11 protein-coding genes and 1 pseudogene are annotated in these 11,729 nt (G+C 46.3%); 5 read left to right on the forward strand and 7 right to left on the reverse strand.

Going from position 1 to position 11,729, the window contains the following annotated elements; genetic code table 11:
• Nucleotide 1 precedes the first annotated feature (1 nt).
• From AAAA73_RS08830 to AAAA73_RS08855, 5 genes and pseudogenes are all read right to left on the reverse strand, one after another.
• Complete coding sequence (locus AAAA73_RS08830; RefSeq protein ID WP_340597886.1) at nt 2–1,564, reverse strand: RecQ family ATP-dependent DNA helicase; 1,563 nt, start codon at nt 1,562–1,564, stop codon at nt 2–4.
• A 107-nt stretch (nt 1,565–1,671) separates the two neighbouring features.
• Nucleotides 1,672–2,621 (reverse strand): annotated as a pseudogene (locus AAAA73_RS17415) (aldo/keto reductase).
• 18 nt (nt 2,622–2,639) lie between these two features.
• A complete protein-coding gene (locus AAAA73_RS08845) occupies nt 2,640–3,011 on the reverse strand; it encodes a VOC family protein (RefSeq protein WP_340597891.1) in 372 nt (123 codons plus the stop codon).
• Nucleotides 3,012–3,095: 84 nt separating this feature from the next.
• A complete protein-coding gene (locus AAAA73_RS08850) occupies nt 3,096–3,854 on the reverse strand; it encodes a cyclic nucleotide-binding domain-containing protein (protein WP_340597893.1) in 759 nt (252 codons plus the stop codon).
• A gap of 165 nt (nt 3,855–4,019) precedes the next feature.
• Nucleotides 4,020–4,781 (reverse strand): hypothetical protein, encoded by a 762-nt coding sequence (locus tag AAAA73_RS08855; protein WP_340597895.1) that lies wholly within the window; start codon nt 4,779–4,781, stop codon nt 4,020–4,022.
• A 164-nt stretch (nt 4,782–4,945) separates the two neighbouring features.
• Here AAAA73_RS08855 and AAAA73_RS08860 point away from each other — a divergent pair, with 164 nt between their 5' ends.
• The 3 genes from AAAA73_RS08860 (at nt 4,946) to AAAA73_RS08870 (ending at nt 8,651) form a co-directional block, all read left to right on the forward strand.
• Nucleotides 4,946–5,995 carry a hypothetical protein gene (locus AAAA73_RS08860; RefSeq protein WP_340597896.1) on the forward strand — a complete coding sequence of 350 codons (1,050 nt, stop codon included), beginning with the start codon at nt 4,946–4,948 and terminating at the stop codon, nt 5,993–5,995.
• 85 nt (nt 5,996–6,080) lie between these two features.
• Nucleotides 6,081–7,673 (forward strand): ABC-F family ATP-binding cassette domain-containing protein, encoded by a 1,593-nt coding sequence (locus tag AAAA73_RS08865; protein ID WP_340597898.1) that lies wholly within the window; start codon nt 6,081–6,083, stop codon nt 7,671–7,673.
• A 51-nt stretch (nt 7,674–7,724) separates the two neighbouring features.
• Nucleotides 7,725–8,651, forward strand: a complete 927-nt coding sequence (locus AAAA73_RS08870; RefSeq protein ID WP_340597900.1) for a hypothetical protein — start codon at nt 7,725–7,727, stop codon at nt 8,649–8,651.
• A gap of 36 nt (nt 8,652–8,687) precedes the next feature.
• Here the strand turns inward: AAAA73_RS08870 and AAAA73_RS08875 are convergent, their stop codons facing one another.
• Nucleotides 8,688–9,743: a hypothetical protein gene (locus AAAA73_RS08875; protein ID WP_340597902.1), complete on the reverse strand. Its 1,056-nt coding sequence runs from the start codon at nt 9,741–9,743 to the stop codon at nt 8,688–8,690.
• Nucleotides 9,736–10,503 (reverse strand): DUF4423 domain-containing protein, encoded by a 768-nt coding sequence (locus AAAA73_RS08880; protein WP_340597904.1) that lies wholly within the window; start codon nt 10,501–10,503, stop codon nt 9,736–9,738. Before AAAA73_RS08880 ends, AAAA73_RS08875 begins: the two co-directional genes overlap by 8 nt.
• A gap of 187 nt (nt 10,504–10,690) precedes the next feature.
• On the opposite strand from AAAA73_RS08880, the gene AAAA73_RS08885 reads away from it, so the two are divergent.
• Complete coding sequence (locus AAAA73_RS08885; protein WP_340597906.1) at nt 10,691–11,185, forward strand: hypothetical protein; 495 nt, start codon at nt 10,691–10,693, stop codon at nt 11,183–11,185.
• A gap of 21 nt (nt 11,186–11,206) precedes the next feature.
• Nucleotides 11,207–11,722 (forward strand): hypothetical protein, encoded by a 516-nt coding sequence (locus AAAA73_RS08890; protein WP_340597908.1) that lies wholly within the window; start codon nt 11,207–11,209, stop codon nt 11,720–11,722.
• The last annotated feature ends 7 nt before the right edge of the window (nt 11,723–11,729 follow it).

The raw sequence follows: 11,729 nt of genomic DNA on the forward strand, positions 1-11,729 counted from the left end.
GCTACTGACCCAACTCGGCCATAATGTCCCAGCCAAATTTTGCCAGCTTTGCCTCGCCGATGCCATGAACATTTTTAAGATCGTCCAGACTTTGGGGATTCTGGATTGCCAGGTGCTTCAGAGTCAAATCGCCAAACACCACAAAGGCCGGAACGTCGAGTTCCTTGGCTTTTTCTTTGCGCCATTTTTTAAGAAGTTGAAAGCGCGCCTCTTGTGCTTCATCAAAGACCACACCATCCATATCGACAGTGGTCTTTGACACTTTTGAGCGTGTTTTTGTTTTCGCTGGAGCCTTCAAAGCCGCCACTGGACGAGAAATGCGTCGCTCGGAGTGAGGCAGGCATGTATCACAGTGCCCACATCGTTCGATTCGTTGCGCATCTTTGTAGTAAGTTAAAATCTCGGCATGACGGCACTCACCGCCCTCCGCATAATTCACCAGGGCATCAAGATTGCGCCAACGGGCGTTCTTGATTTCCTTAGGTGCTTCGGAGCTGGTGATAAAGTATGTCTGCAGTCCCTTGTCTTTTTTGGAGTACAACATCAAGCAGGTTGAATCCAGGCCGTCACGACCCGCACGTCCCATTTCCTGATAAAGCGAATCGATATTGGCCGGCATTTGGTAATGCACAACCAAACGCACATTGGGCTGATCGATTCCCATTCCAAAGGCATTGGTCGCCACTAGAATTCTTAAAGCACCGCGTTCATAAGCCTCTTGAGTTTCGGTGCGCTCGGCTGTTGAAAGACCGGCATGATAGTAACCCACTTGCTCGATCCTTTTTTGAAGTTTCGCCGCCAGCTCTTCAGTCACTTTGCGGGTTCCGCAGTAAATGATCACACGCCCTTCCGGCGCTTGGCGAAGAGCTTGCATCAACAACGCCGCCTTGGCTTCTTCATCCGCACAAAACTCAACCTGATAGTACAAATTGTTGCGATAGAATCCGTGAACCCGACGCTCAGGACTTTTTAATTTCAAATTAATTGAGATATCTGCAAGCACTGTTGGCGTCGCCGAGGCCGTTAACGCCAGCACCGGAATATCCGGGCGCAGTCTTTTTAGAAGTTCCAACTGACTGTACTCTTCACGGAAATCATGGCCCCATTGCGATACACAGTGAGCTTCATCAATCGCGAATACGGCAATCGAGCGATTCTGAATCCAACGCTGAAAACCTTCTTTTTGCACTCTCTCCGGAGAAAGATACAACAGGTAGGTGCCACCTTTTTCAATGTCCTGAAAAATCTGACGTTTTTCCTGATCCGTTTGACCTGCATACAGACAACCCGAGGGAATGCCTTTTCTTTGCAAGGACATCACTTGATCCTTCATCAAAGCGATCAAAGGCGAAATAACGATTACAAGCTTATTGGTGAACACCGCCGGGAATTGAAAGCACAAAGACTTTCCTCCCCCTGTCGGCAACACCGCCAGAACATCCTTGCCGGATAAAATTCCCGCGATGATTTCCTGCTGTCCGATCCGGAATTGAGATAAACCAAACGCCTTTTTCAGCGTGGGTTCAAATTGATCGAAAGTTATCGCAGGTGCAACTGGGTTCATAGAGGCTACTTTCCTTGAAAACAGCCTGTTTTTGCAACCAAGATTCCCGCGTTAACCGGTATTATTTTCCTTGCGAGCCTGGAGCCTGAAGGATTCTCGGACAATCCCTAATATCGACTCTCAAAATCAAGCTTCTCGACCTCTACAGTGGCCAATTTAATAGAGGCCGCCTTGGTCAGGTCTTTTAACTGCTCCAAGGAGGTGGCGCTGGCGATAGGAGCCGTCACCGACTTTCTTTGCATCAGCCAAGCCAGTGCAATGGTCGCAGGCTTCACCTGATGCGCTTTGGAAATATCATCCATAGCCGCCAGGATCTTCAATCCGCGTTCATCAAGATAGCTCAGGGCTTTTTCGCCGCGGGCACTTTTCTTGACGTCCTCTTTGCTGCGGTATTTTCCCGTCAGGAAGCCACTGGCCAAAGAATAATAGGGGATCACACCGACATTGTTTTTCAGGCAAATTGCTTCGAGTTCTTTTTCAAAATATTCCCGGTCATGCAGATTGTATTTTGGCTGTAACGTCACATAGGAGGGATAACCCTCTTTCTCGCTGATATGCAGGCTTTCCTGAAGCCGTTGCCATTGAAGTTTGAGGCACCAATCGCACGAACCTTGCCTTCTTTTAGCAAAGAATCGTAGGCAGCCAAAGTCTCCTCTATCGGGGTTTCGATATCATCTGTGTGCGACTGATACAAATCGATGTAATCGGTTTGCAGACGCGCCAGAGAATCCTCCACCGCTTCTTTGATATAAGCGGCCTTAAGGCCTTTCTTATCAGGGGACATTTCCATTCCGACTTTTGTGGCGATAACCACTTCCGAGCGGATTTTTCGTTCTTTCATCCATTTACCAATGATGACCTCGGATTCTCCGCCCTTATTACCAGGCACCCAGCGCGAATAAACGTCAGCTGTATCAATAAAGTTGAAACCCGATTCATGGAAGCTGTCCAGGATTGCAAAGGATGTCTTTTCATCAATGGTCCAACCAAAAACATTCCCACCAAAACAAAGTGGTGCGACTTCAATTCCCGTTTTTCCAAGCTGACGTTTATGCATGTTGTGAGTTCTCCTGTTTTACATCGAATGCAAACCCACTCGGTTGCCTTCGGTGTCTTCAAAAATACCAATGTTGCCGTATTGCCCGATGCTCTTTTTCGATGCCAGGATTCGACCGCCATTATCCTGCACCCGCTTCAAAGACGCATCGATGTCTTTAACCGGGATATATGGCAAACTTCCATCCGTGGAGGGTACATATCCCGGCCCCTTTACCAACGCACCTGAAGCCCCATAGGACTTCATATCCCCCGCCGGAAAGAACGCCATCTTCAAGGCACCCATCTCTTCTGTTTTGAATTTTAGATCGAATGACTTTTCATAGAAAGTCATAGCGCGTGAAATATCGTCAGTCGCAAGCTCAACCCAATTGAAAATATTGGATGCCATAATAAAAAACCTCCATGCGTTTGATCTCAAGAATCAAAAGCAATGGAGGTCTTCGTCAATATGGCATTGAACAACTATGACAGGTTATCCAGTTAATGCTTTATTGGCGCGCTTCAGGCGTAACGACAGTGTTTTCACAAGGGCTTTGGCCCAGCTGGGCTTGGAGAAAATAACACTGTCCAATGAGCTCATGGGAATTTCAATTAGCTCCACCTCGGTGACAGCTTCCACTGTTGCCGAACGAGGCTCGTGATTAAAGTGACCCATCTCTCCCACAAACTCCCCGGGGCCGATTTCACCCAGACGGATGCGATCCCCTGTTGTGGCTTCGGAATAAGCGCTCAGCGTTCCGTGCTTCACGATATAGACAACTTCCGTGGTGTCGCCTTCCTTGAACAAAGTTTCGCCGACATCCAAATTGCGCAGACGATACTGCGAACCTTCCTTGATGGGCTTTGGTGCGATGATTTTGGAAACAACTTCCAACAAGGCCCACTCGCGATTAGGTTCCGACAAGAAGGACAGTCTTCCTGACTGAACTTCATGCGGAAATACATCATGATCTGGAACATAGGACATCATCACTATGAATATATCGTTGTTATTCTTTTCTTTTAGAACTTTACCGACAATGTCATAACCGGAGCCTTTGGGAAGATACTCATCCACAAATAGAATCTTGGGTCTGACATTGTCTATCTTGTATTTGGTCGCGAACCAATCACTGCCATGAAAGACCGAGCAGTTATTGAAATGCTTGTTAAGGATATCGGAGATAGCCGTGATCCTGTTGGGATCTCCACTAACGATCAAAAACGTGTTTTTATCCTGGCCGCGTCCCATATACACAAACCTTCCATATTATTTTTGTCTCATTCCTGAGACCAACAGACGTGCCGAATAGATATATTATCTACCCAAACTGTCTATCACTCAACCTTCTGTCAAAAAGTTGCCCAGGAATTCTCAGGTTGGAGCAATGGAAGGTGTATCGATTAGGGAATATGATTAATTTAACTGATAGCGCGCCAGATCTGCAACGAACGTTTGTTTGTCATTCGGGAAACGCTTGTAGACGGCAGCAATCAAAGATGCGCGCATATTATGGTTGTTATTGTTGGCAATCACAGTCAGCAGCCCTTGCTGGCAAGTGGAATAGCCACCGCAGTTATTTAAATAAATATCGTAGGCGACCAGCACCGGGATATCATTTGAATCTGTGGACGCCGCAATATTGCGCTCTTCTTCAGTGCGCGCTTCTTCCATTTTGATTTTTTCAGCAGGAGCGTATTCAAGCGCTTCAGCCAGTGCGACTTCCGCGAGCTGCGCATCACCGCCACCGCCATTCATCATGTCCAGGGCTTCGACTCGGTCAAAGTGAGCTGAGTTGGCCCCTTGCAGATCGCGGTAATAGTCCCACAGTACAGCTTTCTTATTTGGAAGAGCATTGATCTGCGCACGCAATTGCGCCGCTCTGGCGCGCAACTCTGATTTCATTTCGGCTGCACGTGTGGTCTTGATCAGATCTATTAATAGTGCGCGCTCTTTTGTCTGAACCGGGATGTCCGTATAACTTGCAATACTACGAGTTGGAGCTTTTTGAGGCGTTCCAGAAGCCTCTGCTGGAACGGGTTTGATATCATTCACAACCATATTGGAATTCGTAGTTTGGGGATCGCCTGAATGCTTGACGGTTTTATCACCATCACGATTAAAAAGGACTGCCAAACCCACTGCAACGACAACCAAAACGATTAAAATCTGCTTCATATTTAGATTATCCCCGTGTGCCCCAAGGATTTGCAACTGGAAACGAAGTCTAGTTATTAGCCACCCATCAAGAGTTATACACCTCAAATTGAATCCACGCAGCCTACAGGAGTTATCAGCCCTTGGTCCTCAATTTGCTTCATAGCCAAGGTATTGGGGGGCCAATGAAGTTAACAACAACGACTGTATTTGCAATCACCGTTCTCACATCGCATATCGCCAACGCTGGGATCACCTGCTCTGCATCTGAATGTAAAGCTGAAACAATGCCTTTACTTAATCAGATGGAATCATCTGTAAAAGCAAAATTTGGATCAATGGCCTGCGTGCCTACATCTTCAATGATGGTAATGGAATCCATTTTCTCGGATAAGAAAGATATCCTGGCTGGTAGCTTTGCTGACAGCATCTATCAACAAAGTTCCTATGGTGCAATTTTGCTCATGGGTTCTGATATGAAAACGACTTCTCAAAACGGTACCTATGTAAGTGATGCGCAAAAAACTTTCACCAAAATCGCTCAAGGATTTTCTGGTGGCGCCTCTTCATTCAGCGTAACCAACGCAAAAAGATCCATCACTCCAGCAAATCTGATGGCCGATATGAAATCAGGAATGGTGGGTTCACTGCTTTTCGCTTCATATATTCCTAAATGTTCTTCCATGGCGAGCGGCCGCAAATCCTGCAGCTTTACTCGTCAATATGGTCACTCGGTTGCAGTTCAAGCTGCATCTGCATCCTCAGTTCAAATCTTTGACCCGAGCGATGATAAATGGACTTCAGGTCTTTTGAGACTTTCTGAAGATTCAGGCTATGTGGATGCCACTCTTTCATTGGCTTCTCATATCGGTTCTGATGCACGCATTCTTGCGAAAAACTACTACACTCAAGGAGAAGTGGATCTTGCAGAATACTACTACGGTCTGAAAGTGGCGGCAGCTGAATCCAGTGCCCCGGTTGTGGTTCAACCATCACCGACACCAACGACTCCTGTAGTGGTGCAACCGTCCCCAACTCCGACGACTCCAGTGGTAGTTCAGCCTAAGCCAACCCCAACTACACCAGTAGTGGTTCAGCCAAAGCCGACTCCTTCGGTACCAGTTGTGACTCAGCCAAGACCTACAACTCCGGTTGTATCTATGCCGAACTCACAAATTTGGCAGCAATGGGTGAAATACTTCAAAGCTAAAGGGAAATACGCTTCCCGTAGATAAGAAATCCATGAAAAAACAGACAAACCAGGCGGCAGTTTCGACTGCCGCCTTGCTATTTTAGGGGTTTTTACGTAGAACTTGCCCCATGATCAGCACCTCCAATATCAGCCTCCGCTTCGGTGGCAAAAAGCTTTTTGAAGACGTTAATGTGAAATTCACTCCGGGCAACTGTTACGGCCTGATCGGCGCCAATGGGGCCGGTAAATCCACATTCCTGAAAATCCTTTCCAAGGAAATCGAGCCTAATACCGGGGAAGTTATTATCCCAGGAGGCTTGCGCCTGTCTGTGCTTAAGCAGGATCACTATGCCTATGATGAGTTTCCGGTTCTAAAAACCGTCCTGATGGGTAACGAAGTTCTTTACAAAGTAATGACCGAGAAAGACGAGCTTTACGCGAAAGCTGATTTCTCTGAGGCTGACGGCCATCGCGCCTCTGAGCTTGAAGGTATCTTTGCTGAACTTAATGGCTGGGAAGCTGAATCCGAAGCTGGTGTTATGCTTGCGGGTTTGGGAATTGGTGACGAGTTCCATCACAAATTGATGAAGGAACTAAATCCCGGCGAGAAGGTTAAAGTCCTTTTGGCTCAGGCTCTTTTCGGTCGTCCTGACATTCTTCTTCTGGATGAGCCGACGAATCACTTGGACATCTATGCGATCAACTGGCTTGAGGAATTCCTTTTGAATTTTGATAACACAGTCATCGTGATTTCGCATGACCGTCACTTCCTGAACAAAGTCTGCTCGCACATTGCGGATATCGACTACGGTAAAGTGACGACTTTCACTGGTAACTACGATTTCTGGCGCCAAGCCAGCGAATTAAAACAGCGCATGCTTTCTGATCAGAATAAGAAAAGTGCTGACAAGGCGGATGAGCTTAAAGCCTTCATCGCGCGCTTTAGCGCCAACGCTTCAAAATCCGCACAAGCCTCTTCCCGTCAAAAGATGTTGGAAAAGCTTGAGTTCAATGACTTGCCAGCCTCTTCACGCAAATCCCCGTTTATTGGTTTTGATATCAAACGCGACTTGGGTAACGACGTGTTGGTGGTTGATAAGATCAACAAAACTTGGGAGGGCGAAACGGTTCTTAAGAACGTCAGCTTCTCTTTAAGAAAAGGCGACAAGGTTGCCCTGATGGGCCGCAATGACCTTGCCAAGACTTTGCTAATGGAAATTATCGCAGGCGAGCTGGCTGCGGATTCTGGAACTTACACCTGGGGTATCACTACAAACCGTGGTTACTTCCCTACAGACAATTCCAAGTACTTCCAAGGCTCTGAACCAACTCTGGTTGATTGGCTGCGTGAGTTCTCTGAAGACAAAGACGAAAGCTTCTTGCGTGGCTTCTTGGGTAAAATGCTGTTCTCTGGAACAGACGCCCTGAAACAACCGACAGTGCTTTCCGGGGGCGAGAAGGTTCGCTGCATGTTCTCTAAACTGATGCTTTCAGGTGCCAATGTCCTAATCCTGGATGGTCCGACGAATCACTTGGATTTGGAAAGCATCACGGCTGTGAATGAAGGTTTGGCGCGCTTTAAAGGTACCGTGATCTTTACGTGCCACGACCATGAGCTGTTGCAAACTGTGGCCAACAGAATCATCGAGATCAATGAGACTGTCACTTACGACAATCACATTGATTACGAAGGTTACGTTCAGGCGACAAAGAAGCACTAGACCAAAGTCAGTTTCCTATTAAGAGCAGAGATCTATTTCCGATAAGAAAGAATGGATTTTCTGCTCTTACTTTTTCTATCAATATCACCGAGTTATGCCGTCGAAGCGTACTCGTACCCAAAGCAGAATAAGGTCTCCATTGATTCCGAAGTGCTGGCTGGCTGCTTCCTAAAAGAGATCAATAAGTACCCAAATCAAACCCGCACGACCGAACCCAACTTTGTCTATCGCGATAATAAAATTGAGCAGAGAACCGGCAAACTCGCACAATGCGACTTCGATCATGATCAGTTTTTCCATTATATGATTGGCGGTCCCGACCGTTGTGACTACAGCACAGGACAGGAAAGCAAACTTCGCGCTTGGGTGATAAGCCAAAGCGACAACACGATCGACCCCGTGAAGCTATTCAGGGAAGCCTTAAAGCTCAATGGCGGCTCAACATTTAACGCCACTTTGACAATCCATCAACTTTTACGCAACGAAGCCCGCTACAAAAGCAAAGCTTACTTCTATAAATCCACGCCAGCGCAAGAGAAAGCCTTCTGGAATAAGTTTGTTGATATCCGCGGAGACCTTGAGGAACGCGGCAAAGATAAAGGCTTTGAAGCAGATCACCAGGGTTCTTGGTATCGCATGTGGGGCATCATGGGTTATCGTTTTTCCCTCAATAGAGGCTCTTATAATGACCAAGAATCCATGACCTGTGGGTATTCGGAAAAAGGGCTGATAAGTTCTCAAATCAAAGCCTTAAAGGCGAACAGCACTGCCATTGCGGCAGAAGCTATCAAATATCCCATGGACTTCATCGGTGATTATCAGCCCGGTGCCGACCGCCCGGGCAAGATGGCCGTAAACTTGGCTGGATCCCACATCGCGACGATCATTGAGGATTCAACCCACAAGCGGGCCCTGAGCTTACAAACTTTTCCTGATGACAACGTCTGCGAAAACCAAGGATATCTGGAACAGGATTAGGAAATAAAAAAGGGCAGATTCAATCTGCCCTTTTCTTTAGTTTCCAATTGGATTTGGTTCAAATCCCATCTCGCCCCAAGACATTCTCTGAAATGGCAAACGAATCACTTTGTACCATGGTTCGCGGTACTGCTCGACTTTTAAGGAACCTGGATCGTAGGTCCACTTGTTATTGATCTTCGTCGCTGAGAACGCGATAGACATCTTGAAATCATTGCTACGAAGAAGAATGTTCGTTTTAAACAAGCACGAGTTGGAGATGTTCCCAATCAGCTTCACTTTGATTTTCGTGTCGCTGTCGCTGAATTTGTCCCAATGCAGATTATAAAGAACTGAACCCGCTGGTTTTTTGCTGATCAAATCCAAATCCGGAATTGGCAATACTGGAATTGGAATCGAATAGCGATAGCACATCGCCTCGTCAGCGACCGCTTTAGTGATATCAATCAAATCATCGCCCACTTGCAGGATCACTTCAGGATAAGCCGTGTAAACGTCTTTAGTGAAGACCATCGCAGAAACATCTTTGCTCCATGGAAGAAGTGGAGTCACAGAAGTTTTGGTTTGCACCAACATGGAGATACGAACCCCCAGCAGGTCCAACTCTTCATGGGAGTAACCACCGTGGTGATGACCGAACTCATGGATCAGGATCGCAACTGCTTCAGCAATTGAAACCGCTGAATATTCGCCATCTGCATTTTTGCTGTAAAGAAGATCCGAGTTGATATAAATCGGTGAACCCGGCGTGCTGCCCGTTTTTGCAACGCGAACCAAGCCGTCGATAATGAAGAAGCCCGGAGTTTTCTTTTCAGAACCAAAGTACAACATACGGCCTTTGATTTCTTGTGGAAGAGTCTTGGCGATTCTTGCGATGATCTCACGCTCACGTGAACTCAATTTGCAACCGTCTGATGTCAGGCAAACTTCGATGTAATTTTCCAAACGCTCGTATGCGAAAAGAACGTTCTTTTCAGCAATACCGCCACCGTTGCCAATCCAGTCACTTCCAGGACCCGCAAATGCGCTGGCAGACACAGTCGCCAAAGCCAGCATTAGCGCGCTTTTCAGGGTTTTAGTTAAATTAAACATTTTGCTCCTCCGCAGAGTTCTCAAGCTTCGTTAACGGAAATAATAGAAACGAGAGTGTGTAAACCTCAGATAACGGCCCGTCTTGTAGCAGATCCTCGATCTTTTTTCGAGTTTTTAATAAGATATCAGTCACCTCAGGGATTTTCTTGGGATTTACCGCCATAGTCATCGAGTTGAACAAGCGTGTATCGATCGAATCCCTATGGAGTGATTGCTCTGCTAAGTGCAAATTCTGGTTGTGGTACTTGCGTATTGCAGCTGACGGGACATCTTTCAATAGTATGGGTTTCGTTGTTCTAACCAAGCGATTGCGACTTTTTTTCAAAAGCTCCAACCTGAATAAACGCTCTAGTGCGTCCTCCGCCTCTGCTTCCTTAATCCCCAGGCGTTTTGCAATCCATTGAGGATGTGCTTTATTGGTAGGTATCTGCGCCAGATTCATTATTGCCATATAATACCAATCAGAAATCATTCGGAAGGTATCTTCCTTCAGCAACAAGTCCTTATCTATTTCAATTTTTGTGGAGCCTTGTCTGTACTCTGCCCACAACAGCTCTCTCTCTAATGGAGATAGTAACAGGCGTTCCATCACTTTCTCCAAGTTCGTCTTCGAAAGAGATCTTCTTTCACCCATTACATCTGACAATGTGGTCGAACCAACTCCCAGATCACGCGCGAAAGCCCGTAATGAATACGACGAATTCCGGGTTTGCCGCTTCGCCAGTTCCTGCATCAATAGACTTTTTATAGTGATATCCATGCACCCTATATAGACACAAAACTCTAATAACGCAACATCTCGGGACACTTTGTCCCGATTTGTTAGAACGGGACACATTGTCCCGTTCGGGGTCTAGACAACCCTTTTGAACCGGAATATCTACTGGCCCATACCGCAGCGGCGGAAAAGTAAACGATTAACAAAACAATCCTTAAGGAGGATTAAAATGAAAAAAGTATTCTTGGCGATCGCAATGGTTCTTGGTGTTTCTCAAGCTCACGCATACACAGCTCCGGCATGGGCTTGTAACCTGAACTTCAAAGGTACTGCTTCTGGTATCAAAGTTATCCTTGGTCACTACCAATACAACGGTAAAGGGACATTGGCTTGTATGTCTCCAACAGGTCAGACTGCTGAATACCCAGTAACTGTTACAATGAAAGCTAAGCCTTTCTCTCCACAAATCGCATTGGGCAAAATGGAATTGACGGGTCAAGCGGCTGAAATCGCTCTTTTCGATTCTAACCCTGAATCCATCCTTGGTACTTACTACGTGGCACAAGCTCAAGGCGCAATCCTTGGTGGCGTTGGTGTTATCACTGCGACTCGCGTAGATCTTCCAACAATCGCTCTTAAAGTGTCTTTCCAGTTCGCTAAAGGTTTCGGTGTAAACCTTGGTGTTAACAGAATGGAAATCGCACTAGATCAAGACCGTAACTAATTCATTGAAGAATTGGAAAGCGTGAATCTCAAAAAAACCGGGGACTTTAACCTCCCCGGCTTTTCCTTCCCGAGATTTATTTTAAATTTATTAACCGAAATGGTGATGAAAATGTTCACAGAACTGTCCGGAGAGGCGCTCGCCCTTCCTAATTCAATCAAATACAAAGAGTTATATATGGTCCAACCTTTAAACAACGGTACATTTCCGGATTACCGAGACTTATTAAAAGAAAAATTTGCTGCAGAGAAGGCAAAGAAATACTCGTTCTCTCTGCAATACTGTGCGGATAGGCTTCAGGTATCGAAAACTTTCGTGAAGCTTGTTTTTGACAAGAAAAGACACTTCTCCATGGATACACTTCCTCGCCTTTGGGATCTGTTCAAGTTGACTCACAAGGAACGTCTGCATTTGACATTCTTGTTCTGTCACACAATCTCAGACAGCGATTTGTTGAAAAACCAATTCGCCCTTGTCATGAAAAATGTAGAAAATGAAACGTTAGTGGTTTCTGACGCTACACAAGTCTCGTATTAGCCTAGGT

This window comes from Bdellovibrio sp. GT3, assembly GCF_037996765.1.
GTDB lineage: Bacteria > Bdellovibrionota > Bdellovibrionia > Bdellovibrionales > Bdellovibrionaceae > Bdellovibrio.